The 22444-nt window shown below is 51.2% G+C and carries 16 protein-coding genes and 1 pseudogene; 16 read left to right on the forward strand and 1 reads right to left on the reverse strand.

Annotated features, from left to right (window positions below; genetic code table 11):
* The first annotated feature begins 49 nt into the window (after positions 1-49).
* The 15 genes and pseudogenes from H8S75_RS26370 (at position 50) to H8S75_RS26440 (ending at position 20931) form a co-directional block, all read left to right on the forward strand.
* Positions 50-916, forward strand: a complete 867-nt coding sequence (locus H8S75_RS26370; RefSeq protein ID WP_002602583.1) for a carbohydrate ABC transporter permease — start codon at positions 50-52, stop codon at positions 914-916.
* 11 nt (positions 917-927) lie between these two features.
* A complete protein-coding gene (locus H8S75_RS26375; protein WP_002602584.1) occupies positions 928-1767 on the forward strand; it encodes a carbohydrate ABC transporter permease in 840 nt (279 codons plus the stop codon).
* 41 nt (positions 1768-1808) lie between these two features.
* A complete protein-coding gene (locus H8S75_RS26380; RefSeq protein WP_187024074.1) occupies positions 1809-3548 on the forward strand; it encodes a glycoside hydrolase family 9 protein in 1740 nt (579 codons plus the stop codon).
* Position 3549: 1 nt separating this feature from the next.
* A complete protein-coding gene (locus H8S75_RS32855) occupies positions 3550-6015 on the forward strand; it encodes a helix-turn-helix transcriptional regulator (protein ID WP_243270473.1) in 2466 nt (821 codons plus the stop codon).
* A gap of 17 nt (positions 6016-6032) precedes the next feature.
* Positions 6033-7109, forward strand: coding sequence for an SIS domain-containing protein (locus H8S75_RS26390; RefSeq protein ID WP_187024075.1), 1077 nt, complete (start codon positions 6033-6035; stop codon positions 7107-7109).
* Between the two features lie 9 nt (positions 7110-7118).
* Positions 7119-8069, forward strand: a complete 951-nt coding sequence (locus tag H8S75_RS26395) for a BadF/BadG/BcrA/BcrD ATPase family protein (RefSeq protein WP_002602589.1) — start codon at positions 7119-7121, stop codon at positions 8067-8069.
* 9 nt (positions 8070-8078) lie between these two features.
* Entirely contained in the window at positions 8079-9371 is a 1293-nt protein-coding gene (locus H8S75_RS26400; protein ID WP_187024076.1) for an MFS transporter, read from the forward strand.
* A 254-nt stretch (positions 9372-9625) separates the two neighbouring features.
* Positions 9626-11053, forward strand: a complete 1428-nt coding sequence (locus H8S75_RS26405; protein ID WP_187024077.1) for a deoxyguanosinetriphosphate triphosphohydrolase — start codon at positions 9626-9628, stop codon at positions 11051-11053.
* Between the two features lie 189 nt (positions 11054-11242).
* Positions 11243-11638 (forward strand): annotated as a pseudogene (locus tag H8S75_RS26410) (GNAT family N-acetyltransferase).
* A 13-nt stretch (positions 11639-11651) separates the two neighbouring features.
* Positions 11652-12773 carry a hypothetical protein gene (locus H8S75_RS26415; RefSeq protein ID WP_187024078.1) on the forward strand — a complete coding sequence of 374 codons (1122 nt, stop codon included), beginning with the start codon at positions 11652-11654 and terminating at the stop codon, positions 12771-12773.
* A gap of 432 nt (positions 12774-13205) precedes the next feature.
* Positions 13206-14951 carry a ribosome small subunit-dependent GTPase A gene (rsgA, locus tag H8S75_RS26420; protein WP_187024079.1) on the forward strand — a complete coding sequence of 582 codons (1746 nt, stop codon included), beginning with the start codon at positions 13206-13208 and terminating at the stop codon, positions 14949-14951.
* A gap of 155 nt (positions 14952-15106) precedes the next feature.
* The gene (locus H8S75_RS26425; protein WP_172683608.1) at positions 15107-15961 is read left to right on the forward strand and encodes a MerR family transcriptional regulator; all 855 of its coding nucleotides are present in this window, start codon (positions 15107-15109) and stop codon (positions 15959-15961) included.
* A gap of 157 nt (positions 15962-16118) precedes the next feature.
* Positions 16119-17159 (forward strand): NAD(P)H-dependent amine dehydrogenase family protein, encoded by a 1041-nt coding sequence (locus H8S75_RS26430; protein WP_029466830.1) that lies wholly within the window; start codon positions 16119-16121, stop codon positions 17157-17159.
* A gap of 183 nt (positions 17160-17342) precedes the next feature.
* Positions 17343-18338: a DMT family transporter gene (locus tag H8S75_RS26435; RefSeq protein ID WP_187024080.1), complete on the forward strand. Its 996-nt coding sequence runs from the start codon at positions 17343-17345 to the stop codon at positions 18336-18338.
* A gap of 79 nt (positions 18339-18417) precedes the next feature.
* Entirely contained in the window at positions 18418-20931 is a 2514-nt protein-coding gene (locus H8S75_RS26440) for an FAD-dependent oxidoreductase (protein WP_187024081.1), read from the forward strand.
* A gap of 117 nt (positions 20932-21048) precedes the next feature.
* On the opposite strand, the gene H8S75_RS26445 is transcribed toward H8S75_RS26440, so the two are convergent.
* Positions 21049-21417 (reverse strand): YkvA family protein, encoded by a 369-nt coding sequence (locus H8S75_RS26445; RefSeq protein WP_187024082.1) that lies wholly within the window; start codon positions 21415-21417, stop codon positions 21049-21051.
* Positions 21418-21648: 231 nt separating this feature from the next.
* Between H8S75_RS26445 and H8S75_RS26450 the strand changes: the two genes are divergently transcribed.
* The gene (locus H8S75_RS26450) at positions 21649-22359 is read left to right on the forward strand and encodes a rubredoxin (RefSeq protein ID WP_187024083.1); all 711 of its coding nucleotides are present in this window, start codon (positions 21649-21651) and stop codon (positions 22357-22359) included.
* Positions 22360-22444: the final 85 nt, after the last annotated feature.

Below are 22444 nucleotides of genomic sequence, written 5' to 3' on the forward strand. Positions count from 1 at the left end.
AAGCGGTCAAAGGACGCCCGCTAAGTGCTCATAACAAGGAGGAAAAAACGTGGCACTGAAAGGTAAAAAATATGTTTGGATCTGTATCGCGCCGGCCATGATCCTGATTATGGCGTTTTTGATCTATCCACTCATAAAGACGGTAATATACAGCTTTTCTTCCTGGTATAATTTTGCGCTTACCAGTGAATGGATTGGTCTCGACAATTATAAGCGGATATTCTCAGACATGGTCATGCCCGTGGCATTTAAAAATACGGCGATTCTGATCGCGGGTGTGCTGATTTTCCAGGTGGGATTTGCGCTTTTGCTGGCGATCATGGTGGACAGCGCCCATCACGGATTTAAACTGTTCCGGACGGTTTACTTCTTCCCGATCGTCATTTCCGGTACGGCGATCGGCTTGATGTTCACTCTGATTTACAAGTATGAATACGGACTTTTAAATTACTTTGTCACACTTCTGGGATATGACAAGCAGGTGTGGATCACGCCGAAGACCGCGATCTATCTGGCCCTGATCCCTGTTTTGTGGCAGTATATCGGCTTCTATTTCGTTATTTTCTTAACCGGTATCTCCAAGATTCCGGAGGACATCTATGAATCCGCTATGCTGGATGGCATTACCCCGGTGAAGAAGATTTTCTATATTACGATCCCGATGTTGAAAGATGTGCTGGTTTCCACCGTAGTGCTCGTCGTATCCGGATGTTTCCGCGTATTTGACACCATCTACGTGATCACCAAGGGCGGCCCCATGAATTCCAGCCAGCTGCTAAGCACCTATATGTACCAGACTGCTTTTGAGAAATACAACGGCGGATACGCCAGCGCCATCGCGGTGGTGATGATCATCATCGGCGTATTGCTGACCATCGGGCTTCGGAAGCTTTTGAAGGCCGATGTCGAAGAGTAAGGAGAGACGGCATGGGAAATAAAAAACTAAAAATCAGCAGTATCCTGTTATACGCGGTTCTCATTTTCTGGCTTCTGATAACCGTGATTCCCATTCTGTGGGTATTTGAAAATTCGTTTAAGCCTTCGGAAGAAATTCTGTTAAATGGAGTAGCCTTTCCGAAAAGCCTGGATTTTTCCAATTACCGTTCCATCTTTTCGTATCCGGATGTGAACATGTTCCGCTCCTTCTTTAACAGCTTCCTGATATCCGGAGGCGTGGTGGCGGGAGTGGTCTGTTTCGGAGGCCTGGCTGCATTCGGTCTGGGACGGTTCGATTCGGGAGTCGGAAAGGTGGTGGAGGCCGGCATGGTAGCCTGTCTTCTGGTTCCGGCATTTGCAACTATGATCCCCAACTTCGTTACGGTAAGCCGCCTTCCGATCCGGGAAACGTACCTGGCGGTTATCGTCCCCCAGGTGGCGGGTAATCTCTGCTTCGCCATCATGCTTCTGTCGTCCTATATGCGCTCCCTTCCAAACGAACTGGATGAGGCGGCCATTATCGACGGCGCGGGACCGTTTCAGGTCTTAAAGCACATCACGGTGCCGCTGTCGAAGCCCATGTTTGCTACCGTAGGGATCATGGTATTTATCTGGTCCTACAATGATCTGATTACCTCCCTGGTCTACATATCCGATCAGAAGCTGAAGCCTGTCTGCGTAATACTGACCATGGTCAGCAACATGCACGGCACGGATTACGGCGCCATGATGGCGGCTATCTTTATCACGGTGATCCCGGTTCTCATCCTCTATATGATGTCCCAGGAAATGGTTATCAAGGGGCTGACCGCGGGAGCGGTGAAAGGTTAAGCTGGTACTGTGCTGCGGCAGTGAAAAAAAGGAGAGTTTGGATGAGAGTATTTGTCAATCACATTGGATTCGACGGGACGGATTATAAAACAGCGGTTCTGGAGCTGGAACAGGAGGCGGCGGAGATAAGCGCCTGGCTGGAAGCGGATAACGGGGAACGATATCACGTGGCGGTGAGCAGTCCGGAACGGATTCCGGACTGGTCGGAGGGCTGCTACTACGTCCTGGACTTTTCCGATGTCAGACGGGAGGGGACGTACCGGCTTGCCGGATATGCCGATGGGAAGGCATTTCGATCGGAGATCATCACGGTCACCGGCGATTTCCTGAACCTTCGCATGGTGAATGCATCCAGAGCTTATCTAAAAGGGGAGAGGTCTTCCGGTGAGTGGCTGAAGGCCGACCGGAACGTGGCGTTTACGGGGGCGAGAGAGGGGACTCTGGATTTACACGGAGGCTGGTATGACGCCACCGGTGACTTTGGAATCCATCTGACCCAGCTGTCTCACACGGCTGTCTATAACCCCATGCAGTCCCTTCTGCCTTCCTATGTCTGTTTCGATATTGCGGACCGGATGGAAAAAGAGGAGTTAAGAGACTGCAGAATCTTAAAGAAGGAGCTTCTCGACGAGGCGTACTGGGGCGCGGATTATGCGATGAGACTTCACCGCGAAGGCGGCGGATTTATCCGATCGGTGGACCGGGGAGAGGCGTTTTCCGAGGAACAGTGCCGTTCGGTGGACTATGAGTATTTCCGGTTCAGCGGGCATGAGGAGGATGAAAGCTACTTAGCAGAGACCATTGAAGAGAAGCATTATGAGACGTGTATGCGAAGCGGAGCCGGACTGGCGGCCGCGGTATTGGCCTCCGCTGCCCGGCATAACGGTGCTTCGGGGGAGTATCCCTGCGGCCGGTATCTGCAGGCGGCGGAAGAGTCCTTTCAGTATATGACGGAGCACAACGAACAGTATTCCAGCGACGGAACCTGGAATTTCCTGGACCAGTACTGTGCCCTGGCGGCGGCAGCCGAGCTGTATGAGACTACGGGCTCTGAGAAATACTTAGAGGTGTGCAGACGATTTTTCCGCGGGATGAAGGACAGCGCTGTCGCTATGGAGCAGGGCGTCTGGTTCACGGCCAGGGAGGGAGAACTGTATTTCCATCCTTCCGATGAGGGATTTCCTCTCATTGCCATGATGAAATACGGCAGTCTGGAACCGGATGAAATGCGGAGAAAAGAGGCGATGGACCTGGTGGCACAGGCGTTTGTCCATGTGCTTTCCATCAGCGGAAAACCGTTCGGATACGCGGCATTTACACAGAAGATGGGGGAGACAGAGACCAGCCGGTACTTCTTTCCTCATGATACGAAGGCGGCGCCCTGGTGGCAGGGGGAAAATGCCAGAATCGCATCTCTGGCCGCGGCGGCACTCCGTTTTTCCTGGCAGAAGGAAGCGGGGGAAATGTCGGGGGCGCTCCGTAAGTTTGCCGGGCACCAGCTGGACTGGATCATGGGATGCAATCCCTTTGACAGCTGTATGATCGACGGCTTCGGCAGAAACAACATTCAGTATTTCTTCCGGAACCAGTATGATTTCATGAACAGTCCGGGGGGAATCTGCAACGGAATCACGTCGCGGGAAGCGGATGACAAGGGGCTTGAATTTATCATGGCTCCCACTGCGGAATGTGACGACAACTGGAGATGGGCGGAGCAGTGGCTTCCCCATGCCTGCTGGTATTTAAATGCCATGGGCTGGAAACTGAAACGGGTGAAATGATATGGCTTCCAAATATATTGAACGCAAACGAATATTAGTGAAAATGGAGAATATCGAGCGGTATCCTCTTTCCATCGTTCACGCCCCCATGGGATATGGAAAGACTGTGGCGGTGCGGGAGTATTTAGACACCACTGAGGCGGACTGCGTCTGGGTCTCCCTGGCAGGCTCGGAGGGGGAAGCCGACTATTTGTGGGCGAGGCTGTGCGATGCCTTAAACGAGGTGAATGAGGACCTGGCGGCGCGGTTTTCTGCCATCGGATTTCCCTATGACTGCTTTAAAACCGACGCGCTCTTAGACGTTCTCATGGACTATGATTATAAAAACCATCTGATTCTCGTATTCGATGATTTTCACACGATTGAGGAAAACAACGTGTTTGAGCTGATAAAGGCCATCGTCCGGGAGCGGCTTTCCGGCCTTCATATCGTGCTCATCACCAGGGAACTGGCAAAACTGGATGCGGCGGATTTATACCAGAAGCAGCTGTGCTTCACTATCACGGAGAAATCTTTAAAATTCAACCGGGAAGAGGTGTTCCAGTACCTGGACTTCATGGAATGCCGGATGAGCGAGGAAGAAAGGGAGCGGGTCTACCAGATCACCGACGGATGGGAATCCATGCTTTATATCACCGCAAAGGGAATCAAGCAGGGACTTCCCGTGGGCAAGAGTGCCACTGCCGATGACATCATTGAACAGAACTTCTACCATGACTTAAGCCCGGCGGAAAAGGAGGTTCTGTGGCGGCTGTCGGTCCTGTCATCCTTTACGAAGCGCATGGCGGCCGCAGTGTTGGATAATTCGGAGCTTTACGACGCCTTCGAAATTCTCATCAGCAAGAGTGTATTTTTCGTCTTTCATGAACCCGGCCACACGTACCGGCTGAGAAATATATTAAGAGACTACATCTACGAGCGCGCCCTGATCGACCGGGTGGATTTTACGGAGGTTTACAGAAAGAGCGGGCAGTGGCTGCTGGCCGACGGCCAGTACTCCAAAGCCTTTGAATGCCTGTACCGGGCGGGAGAACTGGAGGAGATTCTCTCCATTTTAAACCAGGATACCCAGAACGACAAGGGAATCTGGAGCAGCGGAAATATCCGCCAGGTGTTTGAAAAGGCCGGCAAGGAGCTGTGCTACCGGTATCCGTTCGCCTATTTAAAATACCTGCTGGCCTGTGCCATGGACAGGAAGCGCAACTATATTCCCCGGGTAAAGCTCTGCCTCGACCGGCTGGAGGAATACTGCCGCGGTTCTGAGTGCAGGGATGAGATGCGGGAAATGGTTCTGGGAGAAATTTGCATGGTGCGGAGCCGGATTTCCTTTAACGACATTGCGGTCATGGCGGAATATGCCAGAAAGGGCGCGGAATATTTCGGCGGCGGCTGTTCCTGCATCGTGACCAAGGAGACGGAATTTACCTACGGGCTTCCCTGTATGCTGATGGGATACGTGAAGGAGCCGGGAAGTGTGGCGGAGGTGCGGGACGCCTTTTGCACCCAGGGGATGAGCTTTGCGGAATCCACCGACGGCTGCGGAATTGGCTGCGATTCCCTGGCTGCGTCCGAGGCTGCGCTGGAGACGGGAGCATGGGAGCAGGCGGAGCTTCACGCCTATAAGGCGTATTTTAAGGCGAAGGCGGCGGAGCAGCTGGGCATCATGATTTCTTCCAAGCTGGTGCTGGATCGTCTGAATCTGATACAGGGGAGCAGCAGGGACCGGATCCTTTCGAACAGTACGTTAAAGGACGAGGTGATCGCGGCCAACAACCCGGTTTTAAACACCACCTTTGATTTGTGCGGCGCCTATATTAACGGATGCTTAGGAAGGGTGGACAGCATTCCGGAGTGGATCCGGAAAGGGGATATCGAAAAGGGCAATTTCCTCTTTCAGGGAACCGGATTTTTCTATGTGGTCTATGGAAAATGCCTCCTGCTGGGAAAAAAATACATTGAACTGGACTCCCTCTGCGAATCCTTTTCCACCTTCCTAAAGCCGTTCCAGTACCATCTGATCCGGATTTATTTCATGATTTATGAGTCTGTGACGAAGAGCTATTTAGAGAGCCGCCCCAGGGGCGGGGAGATCTTGAAAGAAGCGCTTAAGCTGTCGGAGAAAGACCATCTCATCATGCCTTTTGCCGAGAATACGGGCCATGTCAGGCTGATGCTGGAGGCGCTGTTAAAACGGGAAGAGAACCCCTATATCCGGGAGGTGCTGGAGGCCTGCAGGCGGTACAGCAGCCAGCTGAAGCTTTTTCACGCCTGCGAGGTATCGCTGACGGACCGGGAGCTGGAGATTTTAAAGCTGCTGGACGAGGGCTATACCCACGAGGAAATCGCCGGTGAGATCTATATTTCCATCGCCACGGTGCGGTACCACGTCAAAAATATCTACCAGAAAATGGATGTGAACAACAAAATACTGGCGTTAAGAAAAGCAAAAGATCTTAATCTTATTTAATAAAGGAGAAACCCATTATGGAGAGCAATGCGCATATTGTAGAATACTGGAAGACACAGCCGGAGGTCCTGGAGGCGTGTTTAAAGAACAGCCTGCCGCTTACGGATAACTTCGTAAAGCTGTATAAGGAGGTCAGTCCGACCCACTTATATCTGGTGGGAAGCGGCACTTCCTTAAATGCGGAGGAAACGGCAGTCTCCTTTATGAAAGAAATGCTGGATATCGATGTGATTTCCATGCCGTCGTCCTACGTACATAATATCCGCGGAGAACGGCCGCTGCTGGTGTTTCTGTCTCAGGGCGGTTCCTCGACCAACACCCTAAAGGCGATGGAGGAGATGGCGGCATATCCGTATATTACGGTTACGGGGGAAGAGACGTGCGAGATCGCGGCGCGAAGCCCTCACCACATGATTATCGGATGCGGGGAAGAGCCGGTAGGACCGAAGACCGTGGGCTATACGGCGTCGGTCATGATCCTGTACTTGATGGCCATGGAGGCGGCGAGGGCCGTCGGGATCATCGGGGAAGAGAGATACGCTGCTGTCCGCGCCGGACTTTTAGCAGGGATATCCCATATGCGGTACAATATGGAGGCCATTTCCGGATGGGCGGCCGATCATAAGGAGAAGCTTAAGGAGATTGAAAAATACATCTTTATCGGCCATGGAACGGGAGCGGCCGCATTAAAGGAAGGCTGCTTAAAGGTTCTGGAAACCATTAAATATCCCGCATTCAGCTATGAGTTTGAGGAGTATTTACACGGCCCGATCCTCGCGGTGGACGATCACACGGGAGCATTTCTCTTTCTCTCAGGAAAGCTGGGAGAACGGGAGCGTTTCAAGCGGCTGGCAGAGTGTCAGAGCAAGTACTCCGAATACACCTTCCTGATTACCGACGAGGAGGGGGATTCAGACGAAAAGACGTTAAGGATCAGAAAGACGGGAGCCATGTATACGGAAGTCTTCGAAATCGTGGTGATTCCCCAGTACCTTGCCGCTGTGGTCCAGGGATATCTAGGCATCGTGGATGGGTCGCCCCTGTACGACGAGTATACAGCGCTCTGTCCAACAAAATACAGGAATGGTAAATAAGGTGACGATATGGATTACGTATTAGGAATTGACTCTGGGGGAACAAAATTTCTCGTGAAAGCGGTGGGAATGGACGGAAAGGAACTGGCGGAGTACGAAGGGCATCCGGCGGGGCTGTACCGTTTTTCCAGAAATGAGGCGGTTCGCACCATTCAGGACAATTTGGAATGGTGCATCGGTCAGGCCGGGCTGGCGAAAGCGGACTGCCGGGCGATCGTCTGCGGTACCACCGGCATTGACAGCGAAGAGGACCGGCAGGAGGTGGAGGAGATCTACCGGCTGCTTCCGGGATTTTCCTGTCCAGCCCTGTGTGTCAATGATGCCGAGGTGGCCCTCTATGCGGTGACCGGAGGAACGGGCGTCGTAGTGATCTCAGGAACCGGCTCCATCGCATTTGGGCGAAATGGCGGCGGCAGGACGGAGCGCAGCGGCGGATGGCCTCCCTGCATCTTCGGGGACGAGGGCTCCGGCGCATGGCTGAATCTGAAAGCGCTGGAGTACATGAGCCGCGTCCTGGATGGGAGGAAAGAGCGAACGCTGCTCTACGACCTGTTGAATCAGGAGCTTGGAATCAGCGGGCCCAAGGATTTAATCCGCATCTGCCAGAGAATCGAACGGGAGAACACCGGCTTTTTAAAACTGGGACCGGTCGTGATGAAGGCACTGCGGGAAGGCGATGAAAATGCCGGGGAAATCACCCGCACCGAGGCGGAGCTGACCTTTGAACTGGCGGATTCGGTGGTGCAGAAGCTTGAAATCTGGCGGGAACCGGAGTTCACAGTCGGAGCATGGGGGAGCGCTATCGTGAAAAATCCGTATCATTTTGAACTCTTTAAGGAACGGTTTCTGGAGAAATACTCTAATGTGACGGTGACTGTGGCGGTTCGGGACGCGGCATACGGGGCATGCAGGATCGCCCTTGATATTCTGGGCGGTGAAACCGGAATCTACCGGTTTTAGGAGGCGGCTATGAAGAAGAATCCATGGTTTCGTTTTCTGATCCTCCAGTGCTGCGCCGTGACCGTCAGCGTGTCCCAGCTAAAGGTCTCGGCAGTTATGGAGCAGGTGGCCCAGGGCTTTTCCATCTCCATGGGCGCTGCCGCCGGACTGATGTCATTTTTCACGGTCGCCGGCATCGTGCTGGCGATACCCGGAGCGGCTCTGATGGAGCGGATGGGAGCAAATCGTCTCCTGCTCCTTTTAATGGCCTGTCTGTTTGCCGGAAATGCAGTGGGGGCCGTGGCAGGGTCCTATCCCCTGCTGATGGCCGGAAGGCTGCTGGAAGGTGTGGCTTACGCCATGATTATCATGGTTGGCATCGATCTGATCAACACCTGGTTTCCCCACGGCGGCGCAGGAACCGCCACGGGAATTTTCAATACGTTTGCAGCAGTAGGTAATTTTATCACACTGAACGGCGCTCTGATAGTAGTTAAGAGATGGAATGTGAGGACGCTGTGGTGGATCGGCGCGGCGCTGGCGGCTGTGGATCTTATTCTGGTTTTGGCGTTTATCCCCGCGAGCAACGAGCCAAACGGACACGCTGGCGCGTCCATTTGGCGACTGCCGCGAGGGTCAAAAACTCCGCTGCTCGCAGTGGAGTTTTTGACTCCGGAGGAAAAGCCAATTCCGGACCGAAGCAGGAACCGGGAGAACGACGGTAATACGGCCGTGCCTTCCACGGGAGCTATGGTGCGTGAAGCGTTTCGGGACAAGCGTCTCATGAGCCTGGGTGCGGCTCAGATGCTTATGGCGTTTATCCTGTTTGGATTTATCACCTGTTATCCGCTGCTTTTTACCGGCTACTACCATCTGGCGCCGGAGAAGGCCAACTTCTATTCCAGCCTGAATGGCCTGTTTGGCATTCCGGCCTGTATCGTATGCGGAATTCTGGCGGAAAAGACCGGAAATCCCTGCCGTGCGGCCATGGTTGGAGCCGTGGGAACCGTTATTGCCGGACTCACCATGCTGATCCTGACACCCGGAACGTACGTGGTTCATGTGCTGGCCAGCGCTGTATTCCCGGGCGGACTTGTGATGACCTCCATCTTCTGCATGGTGCCCGCCATCGCAAAGCGAAAGGAGTCAGTTGGCTACTATATGGCGGTTGTAAACCTGCTGTACTACACGGGGGTGTTCTTTGCAACGCCGGTCATGGTGAAACTCATGGAAATATCATGGCCGGCGGCAGCCGGAACCGTTGCGGTCATGGCGGCGGCATCGCTCGTTTTTTTATTTCATAGTAAGGTACAGCCTGCGTAATAAAAATACTCCGGGGGAGGCGCACTCCGCGCTGTGCGGCGGAAGAAAGGGCGGCAGGAAAATCCTGAAATAGAGTTGACAGCTGATTCTGTATACGATTATAATAAGTGCAGAAAAAGGTTCATTTCGGAAACGTGAAATGAAGTTGGAAATTGTAACAGTTCAGACGGCGGATGTCTGAACTGTTACGGAAAATCAACAAAAATAGTCACTGAGCCTGCCGGCGGGTGGCTATTTTTTTTAGGAGGTATACCATGGAATGGAGCACACTGTTATGTGAGGACAGAATCAGGAGCCTGGTGAAGAGACCGACGGGAACGGATTTAAGGACGGAGTTTGAAAAGGATTACCACCGTATCATTGGAAGCGCGTCATTTCGTCGCCTGCAGGATAAGACGCAGGTATTTCCGCTGGACCGCAGCGACTTTATCAGGACCAGACTGACACATTCGCTGGAGGTATCGTCATTTGCAAAGTCTTTGGGGCAGAACATATCCGCCAGCATCCGGACCGTGATTAAGGACGAGTCCTTTCTGCCGGAGCACGCACTGGCCATGTGCGATATTTTACAGTGTGCCGGGCTGATTCACGATATTGGAAATCCGCCTTTCGGTCACTTTGGAGAGACCGCCATTCAGGACTGGTTTAAGAGGAGACTTCCCGAGCTGCGCTTTCAGAGGAGCGGAGAGAGGGAGGCGCGGCCGCTTGACGAGGTGCTGAACCGCCAGATGGTGGAAGATTTCTATCATTTTGAGGGAAATACCCAGGCGCTCCGGGTGGTGACCAAGCTGCATTTCCTGGTGGACGAGCACGGCATGAATTTAACGAAGGCGCTTCTGGCTTCTATCATTAAGTATCCGGGATCGTCTCTGGAGGTGGATAAGCACAGCGGAAACATCAAGACGAAGAAGATGGGGTATTTCTATGCTGACCGGGAGGCATTTGACGATATTCAGGCTTCCTGCGGGACGAACGGGGCCAGACATCCGCTGGCATTTATTCTGGAGGCGGCCGACGATATCGCCTATGCCACCGCGGATATTGAGGATGCGGTGAAGAAGAACTGCCTGACCTTCGAGCAGCTGGTCCGGGAGCTGACGGAGTATAAAAAAGAGTGTCAGAATGAACGGTACCGCGATATGGTGTCATGGCTGACGGACAAATACAACCGTGCCGTGAGTAAGGGCTACAGCCGCCCGGATTTATATGCGGTCCAGAACTGGGTGGTCACCATGCAGGGGCAGATGATCGGCGGGGCCACGGAAGGCTTTACCAACAATTATCAAGAGATTATGGCGGGAACGTATAAGAAGGAGCTGACCGCGGGTACGGATGCGCAGCTTCTCATGGAGGCGCTGGGAGAGATCGCCTACCGGTATGCGTTCGTGTCCAAACCGATCCTGAAGCTGGAAATTGCGGCGGAGACTATTTTCAATTTCCTCCTGGATAAGTTCGTGGATGCAGTGCTTTATTTTGATACGGGAAGAAAGCAGAGCGCGGTACAGGAGAAACTGGTCTCGCTCATTTCCGATAATTACAAGAAGCTGTATTTTATCTGTTCGAAAGGGAAGAGCGAGGAGGAGAAGCTGTATCTGAGACTTCTGCTGGTTACCGATTATGTGTGCGGGATGACGGACAGTTATGCGAAGGACTTGTATCAGGAGTTGAATGGGATTGCCTGAGTATTTGATGGGAGCAGAACGGCAAATCGGGAAACCATATCAAAAAACATCACCGTTGAGAATTTGAAATTATAGAGCTTTTGCTTGAGAATGGAGCCAATCCAAATCGAAAAACAGGAAGAATGGCTTAATCAAAACTTTTGGGGAGTATCAAATAAAGTTCATTTCTTTCAGGAAAACATGTATATAATGGATTATAGAATTAGACCAATATTAGAGGGAGAAGATAGCTTGCTTGAAGATTTTTTATACGAAGCTGTCTTTGTGCCAGAGGGAATGTCTGCACCTCCCAAATCAATTATCAATCAGCCGGAATTGCAGATATATATAACTGATTTTGGAAAGAAAAAAGACGATATAGGTTTGGTTGCGGAAGTTGATAAAAAGGCTGTCGGCGCCGTCTGAGGATTTGGAATAGGTACTGCTTTGATGAAAGAAATGCTTCGTATTCTGAAAGACAGAGGGTATAAACAAGCGTCACTTGCTGTACAAAAAGCAAACTATGCTGTAAGAATGTATCAAAAAACAGGATTTGAAATTGTAGATCAAAACGAAGAAGAATATATTATGCTTTGCCGTTTGTGATGAAAGGAAACCCATGATGAACCTGTCCAAATCAATTGACTTCCTTCTTGAAAATGCCGGAGCGGTCATCCAGTACCGGCTGCGCAAGGAGATTTTATGTGGTTTAACTGCGGCGGAAGAAGAAAAACTGCTGGGGCAAATTTATCAGACATCGCATTTCAGGCTCGTGCAGGGCTATGCCAAACCGGACGGCTATATTGGAAGCGGTATGCACAGCTGGGATAACTGGCGCGGTGTTACGCTGCACGAAACGCCTTTGCAGGACGGCGAAGCAGCGGCGCGTCTTCTGTCTTATTACGCGGTTCCCAAAGACCACCCGCTTGTTAAAAACTTTGTCGCCGCCATGCGCGACGAGGACACTTTAAGAGAGGAGTTTTCCTATATCCCGCCGGAAGTCCACCGTTATGAAACCCGCTTTGACGGACTGAACAGCGGCTTTTGTCTGATGACATTGATTTTTGCCATGCAAGCCATGCTGGGATACGGTGACGACGAATACGTTAAGCCGTTTCAAAACACCTCGCTCGAAGCTTTTAAGAGAATACTGCCGCTCTCATCCATCAATGACATTACGAAAACGCGCAAAAGCAAGGCGAAATACAATTATCCGTATATTGAGGCTGATACCTGTTATCCGTGCCAGTATCACCTGGAAACTTTGGCATATACAAGCGCGTGGCGAACGCCGGAAAACAGAAAGCTGATGGCTGACGCGTTAAACCACTATAATGATATTACACAGGGGGTAAACCCGATACACGTTAAAATCGGGAACCGATATTACGTACCGTTTCCACTCCAAATGGAGAACAGCCCAATCAGACCGTTCCGCACGGATTTGATCGATACGATCACATATCGCCGTTTACTAACGGAAATCGCCATGCTCGGCGTGGGTGAAAGCGTCGGTGTGCTCTGTGAAACCGCAGTCAATATTGAGGAGGCGATGAGCCATGACGGAATACTGCGGATGCGGCTAGATTTGCCGCACAACAAGCGGTATTCGCCAAAAAGTATAGATTATCCGACGCCATATACCGATGTGCGGCTGGAGCCGGACTATAGACGCAAGTATGCACTTGAATGTGACTTGACGTTTTGGGCAGTACAGTTTTTACATTTGATGAACATTTGATGCACATCAAAAAAGTCCTTGCTTTTTCCCATTATATCATGTATGATAAAAAAATAATTCTTATGAAAGAAGATTAGAAGGAGTGTAGTGTATGTTATCGGTAGAAAAGGCAGCTTTCCTCTAAAACAGAATACTGCGGAGCGCAGCAGGAAACCGGAGAGAATACCGGTGTCTTTGTGGCGTGATCCACTACCTTTCGTGAATACTGTCGCGCTGTGCGCTTTGCAGGACACGTCTGGCGTGTCTTTTTTTTGTACCCATTTTTAGACGGGCGGCATGACAGAATAATCCCGCGGAGACAGACTGGAAGGTTTGTTTCCGCGGGATTTTTGCGTCTGTTTTGAGGAAAGTTATGAGCATCAGAAGGAGAAAAAACAATGAGAGAGAATGGATTTTTTTATGAGAAACGAAGTAATACGGAGGCTGACAGAAATGAATATAGAAAAATATGGATACCAGAAAGCGGATACGATTGACTGCGGGACAGGAATTCCCTCCAGAGTGACGGCAGTTCACCGCTCCCATTTTGAAATCGTCTGTGACAGGGGAACGGGACTGGCTCGTTTAAAGACGGGAGAATACTACGGCGGTAATGAGAATGTCCCCGCCGCAGGGGATTTTGTGCTCGTAAACTGGCAGGAGGGCAGTGAAAGTCTGATATTAAAGACGCTTCCGCGAAAGACGTATTTTGCGCGTCTGGATCCGTCCTCGTCGGGATACGGGGAACAGGCCGTTGCAGCGAACTTTGATTATGTCTTTATCATGCAGGCTTTGGACCGGGATTTTAATCCGCGAAGGCTGGAGCGGTATTTGACACTGGCGTGGCAGTCGGGAGCGACCCCTGCGGTGATTCTCACGAAGGCGGACGAAGTAAAAGACCCCGCTGCCCATGTACTTGCGGCTGAAAAAATAGCAGCCGGTGTCGATGTATATGCGGTCAGTGCGAAAACCGGCCAGGGGATTTCCGAACTTTCAAAATATATGAAGCCGGGCCGGACCACAGTCTTCCTTGGTTCCTCCGGGGTGGGAAAGTCGACGCTGGTCAATGCTCTTGCCGGAGAATCGATTATGGAGACGGGAGCGATCCGGGAAAAAGACGGGCGCGGCAGACATACGACCAGCCACCGGCAGCTGGTCCTTTTAAAGAATGGAGCTATGATTATTGATACACCGGGGATGCGGGAACTTGGCATGTGGGATGTCAGCGAAGGGCTGGAGCAGAGCTTCGCCGATGTGGAACAGTATCTCGGGCGATGCAGATTCAATGACTGCCGCCATCAAAGGGAACCGGGCTGTGCTGTCAAGGCGGCCATCCAAAGCGGCGAGCTTCCTGCAAAACGGTGGGAAAGCTATTTGAAGCTGCTTACGGAAGCGAGGTTTGCCGACGATAAGGCCGGCTATCTGAGGGAAAAACGCCAGTGGCACAAGAGCATCTCGAAAATGCAGAAGTCAGGAAGAAACGCAGATTACAGAATCGAACCGTGCACGGAGACATTTACCTGCCGGGCCTGCGGAAGGCTGATCGCGCCGGAAGACGCGGGAAGCAGCCACCGCAACCACTGTCCGCACTGCCTGACCAGCATTCATGCCGATAACCTGCCGGGAGACAGGGCGTCGCTCTGTAAGGGAATGATGGAGCCCGTCAGTGTGTGGGTGAAAAAGAACGGCGAATGGGCGGTCATTCACAAATGCAAATCCTGCGGAACCCTAAGCTCGAACCGTATAGCCGCGGATGATAACATGTATCTGCTGATGGAGATTGCAATGAAGCCATTGCATGCGCCGCTCTGCCGGCCGGGCGAGGCGGAAGAAGAGGGAACGAGACGCGCAGAATCGGCAGCAAAGGCAAACAGCCGCTGTCAGGTATGCGGCTCCCCAGTGAACCTGGACGGAGAAAAACGCAGGCATTGTCCTGACTGCCTGTCCGGCGTTCACATCGATGAGGACCGGCCGGGAGATGGGACATCGCTATGCAGAGGTGTTCTGGAGCCAGTCGGTGTGTGGGCGAGAGAGGATGGACAGTGGGAGATCATTCACCGCTGCCGATCCTGTGGTACCTTATCATCTGATCCGGTGGCCGCCGCCGATAACACAACGCTGCTCCTGTCCATCGCAATGCGGCCGCTGGCGTCGCCGCCGTTTCCTTTATGGCAGCTGAGAAAAGAACCGGCGGACTGACCGGAGGCTGAACTGTTACTAGGATTCCGATCCATGCAGATATAGATATGATTGAGATTGTCAGGAAAATATCAAAAACATTATTGCAGGCATAAGGTTTATTTTGTATAATAAAGATAGATTATGGCATAATTTTTAAATAAGGATTGTGAAAAATGATAAAACTGACAAATCTGGATGTGAAAAAAATGACGATTGGCCAGATGGCCAGAATGAACCATATTTCGGAGCAGACGCTGCGGCTTTACGACCGGGAGGGCCTGCTTTCCCCTCTGGGACGGGACGAAAAAAACGGCTACCGCTATTATGACATCCGCCAGAGCGCCCAGCTGGATATGATCCAGTATATGAAGGCTCTGGGGATGCCGCTGAAGGAAATCCGGGTCCATATGAAAAAATGGGACACCGGGCGATTAAAACAACTGCTGGTGGAAAACAGGGATGCCATCGACCGCAGAATCGAGGAGCTGAATTTACAGAAAAGGGCGATCGAGCGGACTCTGGACAGTTACGAGCGGTATGAGGCGGCTCCGCCGGACGGTTCGATCGTGCTGGAATATATTCCAAAGCGCCAGATGTACGTAAAAAACACGAATGTGAACTTTTATGACTATGAAATTGACGAGTATGAGCGGATTCTTCGGGATTTGAAAGAGGATATGGCTGCACACGCCATCTCGCCGTTCTTCTTCGCCAACGCGGGTACCATCCTGCGGAGAGAAAATTTCATGAAGCGGCGTCTCTATTCCGCGGAGGTATTCGTGTTTGTAGACCGGGAGTACGTGGACGAGGAACTCATAACGGTGATCCCGCCCAGCCCCTATCTCTGCATCTACTGTGACCGGTTTGAGAAGGAAAAGGAGTACATCGACCGGCTGCTGGCGGAGATCGAAGAGAAGCATTATACCGTGACTGGAGACTATATCTGCGAGGTGATTGTGGAAATGCCTCTGGATTACACGGAGCGCGGGATGTTTCTGCGCCTCCAGGTGCCCATCCGTATGGGGTAAGACCGCGGAAACTGCGCATGAATCCGGCATTTCAGCCAGATCCGATTTGGTGATACTGCTCAATTGACCTGATACCGTATATAAGCTTTATAATAAAAACAGCAAATGGGGCATGGCCCTGAAACTGTCGACTTTTTATAAGAAAGGAAGCGTTTTTATGATGAATTATGAGAAGATTCGTGTAGTACAGTATGGCTGCGGCAAGATGGCAAAATATATCCTGCGTTATTTATACGAGAAGGGCGCGGAAATCGTAGGTGCTATCGACGTGAATCCGGCAGTAGTTGGAATGGATGTCGGCGAATTCGCAGAACTGGGATTTAAGATTGGTGTGACAATCAGAGACGATGCGGATGCGGTTTTAGACGAGTGCGACGCTGATATCGCGGTAGTGACGCTTTTCAGTTTCATGGATGACTGTTATTCTCATTTTGAAAAGTGTGTTTCCAGAGGCATTAACGTTGTGACTACGTGTGAAGAAGCGATCTATCCGTGGACAACCGCTTCCTCCATTACCAATAAACTGGACCTGCTTGCAAAAGAAAACGGCTGCACCATCGTAGGTGCCGGTATGCAGGATATTTACTGGATCAACATGATCGGCTGTGTAGCAGGCGGCGTGCACCGCATCGATAAGATCGAGGGCGCGGTAAGCTATAACGTAGAAGATTACGGTCTGGCCCTGGCGGAAGCTCACGGAGCAGGACTCACACCGGAAGAGTTTGAAGCCCAGATCGCACACCCGACGACTCTGGAACCGGCTTACGTATGGAACTCCAACGAGGCGCTGTGCAACAAGATGGGCTGGACCATCAAATCCCAGAGCCAGAAATGTGTACCGTATTTCTATGATACCGACCTTTATTCCGCAACACTTGGAAAGACGATTCCGAAGGGCAACTGCATCGGCATGAGCGCAGTCGTTACCACGGAAACCTTCCAAGGACCGGTGATCGAGACACAGTGTATCGGCAAGGTTTACGGACCAGATGACGGAGATATGTGTGACTGGAAGATCATCGGTGAGCCGGATACCACATTCTATGTAACAAAACCGGCAACTGTGGAGCATACGTGTGCAACTGTGGTCAACAGAATTCCTACTATATTAAATGCACCGGCTGGATATGTAACGGTGGAGAAGCTGGAAGAATTACGGTATCTTTCCTATCCGATGCAGATGTATCTTGATAATTAACATAGAAACCGTTTGCAGGTGTGGGGCTGAAATCTATTATTGATTTCAGCCCCTTTTATGTGAGCAGAAAAGCCACGGATTTGTTGACGGCAGACCAGCGAAAGACCATACAATACTTGACGAAATCATGAATTCCGTTTAAGGTAGTAAGAAGCATACGGTTTGATACAAAGGAGAATAAAAATGAAGTTTTTAGAGAAGCATCCCATGATTATGATTGTGATCGGCATCATCGGCATATCCCTGTCGGCGATCTTTGTAAAATATTCGGAGGCACCGTCGGTGGTGACAGCGGCTTACCGGCTGCTCTGGACGGTGGTGCTTATGACACCGGTGGTATTGGGAAAGAAGGAGATCAGGCGGGAACTGGCGGGATCGGATAAGAAGACGGTGGCACTCTGCGCGGTCAGCGGTATTTTCCTGGCACTGCATTTTACATCCTGGTTCGAGTCGTTAAACCAGACGTCGGTAGCCAGTTCCACGGCGATCGTCTGCACCGAGGTCATATGGGTGGCACTCGGCTTCTGCGTGTTCTTAAAAGGCCGGCTTTCAAAGACCGCGGTGGGAAGTATTGCGGTTACGGTAGCGGGAAGCCTGCTCATTGCACTGTCTGATTATTCCGCAGGCGGAAATCATCTGGCCGGCGACGGGCTGGCTCTGGCGGCGGCCGTGTTCTCCGCTGTCTATACACTGATCGGCAGAGAGGCGAGAAAGCATATGTCTACGACCGTTTATACGTATATTGTATACGTGTTCTGTGCGCTGGCGCTCTGCATTTCCACGGCGGTCAGCGGCCTTTCCTTTACGGGTTACGGCGCGGCTTCCGTGGTGGTGGGACTTTTACTGGCGGTATTTTCCACGCTTCTTGGGCACAGTATTTTCAGCTGGTGTCTAAAATTCCTGTCCCCGTCCTTCGTATCAGCCTCCAAGCTGTGTGAACCGGTGGTGGCGGCCGTATTTGCAGCGATTTTATTTGCCGAGATTCCGGCGATTCTGGCTGTGGCAGGCGGATTCGTGACGATTGGCGGTGTGCTGCTTTATTCCCGCGAGCAACGAGCCCAACGGACACGCTGGCGCCTCCATTTGGCGACTGCCGCAAGGGTCAAAAACCCCGCCGCTTGCGGCGGAGTTTTTGACTCGAGAGTTGAATCGCACAGTGAAGCACAGGAGAAAAGGTGATATGTGACTTTATCACGGAAATGATTTTTCATCCCCGCTATAATTACCTCATGATAAATACAGAGAGGTGAACCATGCGATGGGAAATAAAACAGTAATTATCGGAGGTGTGGCGGGCGGAGCCACGACGGCGGCCCGCTTAAGAAGGCGTGATGAAAAGCGGCAGATCATTCTGCTGGAGCGCGGGGAGTACATCTCTTACGCGAACTGCGGACTTCCTTACTATATAGGCGATGTGATAAAAAACAGGGATTCCCTTCTTTTACAGAAGCCGGAGGTCATGAAAGCCCGGTTCGATATCGATGTGAGGACTTCGAGCGAGGTGACGGCCATCCATACAGACAGAAAATCCGTTGAAATCAAGGATAATAAGACAGGGGAGGCGTACGAGGAATCGTACGATGATCTTGTCATAGCCACAGGATCATCACCGCTGGTACCGTCTATTCCGGGGATTGACGGACCGGATATTCACACTCTGTGGACCATACCGGACACGGATCAGATCAAGCAGGTGCTGGTGGAAAAGAAGCCGCGGCGTGCCGCTGTCATCGGAGGAGGCTTTATCGGCCTGGAGATGGCGGAAAACCTGGTCCATGCAGGGGTGGAAGTGACGCTGATCGAGATGCAGAACCAGGTGATGGCGCCTCTCGACCCTGAGATGGCGGAACTGCTTCATGAGAATCTGACCGCAAACGGTGTCAGACTGGTTCTGGGAGACGGTGTGTCCTCGTTTGAGCGGGAAAACGGCCATACGGTCATCAGACTGGGAAGCGGCAAAACCGTAGAAGCGGATATGGTGCTTTTATCCATCGGTGTACGCCCCAACAGCAGCCTGGCGAAAGAGGCCGGGATTACCTTAAATCCGCGCGGCGGCATTGTGGTGGACTCTCATTTGAGAACTTCTGCGGATCATGTCTATGCAGTGGGAGATGTGATCGAGGTGGAGCACTACGTTCTCGGAACAAAGACGATGATTCCGTTAGCGGGGCCGGCCAACAAGGAAGCGAGAATCTGCGCCGATATTCTGGTGGGAGACGAGAAGGAATACAAAGGAACCATGGGAACCTCGGTCGCCAGAATCTTTGACTATACGGCGGCGCTCACCGGCGTGAACGAAAAGGCGCTTAGATCCATGGGAAAGGTGAAAGGGACGGATTATGAAACCGTGCTGATTAACCAGAAATCTCATGCGGGCTACTATCCGGGAGCCGTTTCCCTGATCCTGAAGCTGATATTTGGCATGAACGGAGAGATTTACGGCGCGCAGATCGTGGGGCAGGATGGGGCCGACAAGCGGATTGATACCATTGCCTCGGTCATGAGGATGAAAGGATCTGTCAGCGATTTAGAGGAACTGGAGCTGGCCTACGCTCCGCCCTATTCTTCGGCCAAGGATCCAGTCAACATGCTGGGATTCACAGCAGAAAATGTTTTAAATCATTACGTATCATTTATGAGCTGTGACGAGCTGGACCGCCTATCAGCCTCTGGGACGGAGGGAGATCGTCCGCTGGTCCTCGACGTAACCGAAGAGGTGGAGCGGATGGTGTACCATATACCGGGTTCGTACCACATTCCTCTGGGACAGCTTCGGGAACGCCTGGGAGAGCTGGACCGGGAGAAGCAGATTGTCGTATACTGCGCCATTGGAGTCAGATCGTATAACGCGGCAAGAATCCTTTCACAGAATGGATTTGAAAATGTGAAGGTTTTGGAAGGCGGTATTTCCTTCTATAAGTCCATGCATCACCGCGATTTCGAGGAAAAGGAACGGGTAGAACCGGATCAGGGAGCACTGATGGGGAAACAGGTGGCAGAGCAGGTGGAAGAGAGGGAAGTGATGAGAAAATCCGTGAAAATTGTAGACTGCTGCGGCCTTCAATGCCCAGGCCCGATCATGAAGGTTCATGAATCGATCGGTGAAATGGAAGATGGCGATATTCTGGAGGTCTCCGCCACAGATATGGGATTTTCCCGCGATATCGCATCCTGGTGCAGACAGACCGGCAACACCCTGGTGGGGACAGAACGGAAGGGGCAGGAGAGCATCGTTCTGATCCGTAAGGGAATGGAGAACCGGGACGCCGAACAGGAGACGAATCCCGCCGCTTTTCCCGCACCTAAGGGAAAAACGATGGTAGTATTTGACGGCGATATGGATAAGGCGCTGGCTGCATTTATCATTGCCAACGGCGCAGTCGCCATGGGAAGTCCGGTCACCATGTTCTTTACCTTTTGGGGGCTCAATATCTTAAGAAAACCGGAGAAACGCAAAGTGGAGAAGTCTCTGATTGAAAAGATGTTCGGAGCCATGATGCCGCAGGGCGCCGGAAAGCTGAAGCTTTCTAAGATGAACATGGGAGGTATGGGAACCAGAATGATGAAGAAGGTCATGGCAGATAAAAACGTGGATTCCCTTGAAAAACTGATGAACCAGGCCATGAAAAACGGTGTAAAGCTGGTGGCGTGCACCATGTCCATGGATGTCATGGGAATCCGGAAGGAAGAAATCATCGACGGCGTGGAGTTTGCCGGTGTGGCGACGTATCTGGGGGATGCGGAAAATTCGAATGTAAACCTTTTTATTTAACCTGTTTATTCTCGCGGGGCAGCGGGCCAAACGGACACAATGGCGTGTCCGTTTGACCCGCTGTTCGGCGATCTTCTCAAATATATGTTTATTGTCTGTGAGTGACAGCTTATTGGCTTAAAGCCAAAATAATTGGATTATTAACCATAATATTATAATCCAAAGCAGAATAATAGGTATTGAATAATACCATTTTTCAGGCTTCCCATCTTTCCACATATCTTTTGCCATATCAGTATTTCTTTCCCACACATTTTGAGGAATTAGTTTAATCGTTAATAGAATCAATGCAGGCAAAATAATAATATCATCGAGATATCCAATCATTGGAATAAAATCGGGAATCAAATCAATGGGCGAAAGAGCGTATACAACTGTGATACCGGCAAAAATCTTTGCAAGTATAGGCGTCTCCTTATCTTTCAAACTCAAAAAAACAATTGGAATATCCTGTTTTAACTTCTTTGCCCGCTCTTTTAATGTCATATTATCTCCCATACAATTCTAAACAACCGAATCTTTTTTGCTGCTTCAAATTTATAAGGTTGATTATACAACATTATGTCCATAGATGAAAGCAGGATATGAAAGAAAGTGCTGTAAATAGTAATAGTTACTAATATTGTGACAAAGTCACATACCACGCTGTAAAAAAATGGTATACTTATCCCATATAAGGCAGACAGCAAAGCCTGAAAAGAAAAGGGGGTCATGCGAATGAAGAAATTCATATGTAATGTGTGCGGCTACGTATACGACGAAGCCGCTGGTATTCCCGACCGGGGGATTGCGCCGGGGACGAGATGGGAGGAACTGCCATCGGACTGGGTCTGTCCGTTGTGCGGCGCTCCGAAATCCGCCTTCCGTGAAAAGAAAGAGGAAGAGCCAAAGGCAGCTGCACCGGAGCCGGCTGAGAAAACCGGCGATGACGATGGGGAAGGGGCCGATGAACTCAGGGAACTGTCGTTTGGAGAGCTGAGCGCGATTTGTTCGAATCTGGCAAAAGGCTGTGAGAAACAGTATCTTACCGAGGAAATGGAGCTCTTTTTAAAACTGGCCGGCTATTTCAGATTGAAGGCGGCGCCGGCAGATGCGGAGAATACGGGAGAGCTGCTGACAATGGTTTCAAAGGATCTGGAGACGGAATATCCTCACGCGGAAGCGGCCGCGGGGGAGAGTGGGGACCGCGGTGCCAAGAGGGCTCTTGTCTGGAGCGGTAAGGTCACCAGAATGCTGGAATCCCTGCTGGAGCGTTTTGAAAACGGGCAGGGAGCATTTTTAGAGCATACGAAAGTCTTTGTCTGCGATATCTGCGGATTTGTCTACATTGGCGACGAGGCTCCGGCGATATGTCCCGTGTGCAAGGTCCCGAGCTTAAAAATCATGGAAGTACAAAGTCCAGCTAAGAAATGTCAAGAGGTGATGTGAAAAAAGTTGATATTTTTATTATCCTAAAAAAGGGTAACTTAAATAAGCCTAGCTACATGGAGATTTTAAAATTAGATGTCCAATT

The sequence above is a fragment of the Hungatella hominis genome, from assembly GCF_014288005.1.
Taxonomy (GTDB): Bacteria; Bacillota; Clostridia; order Lachnospirales; family Lachnospiraceae; genus Hungatella; species Hungatella effluvii.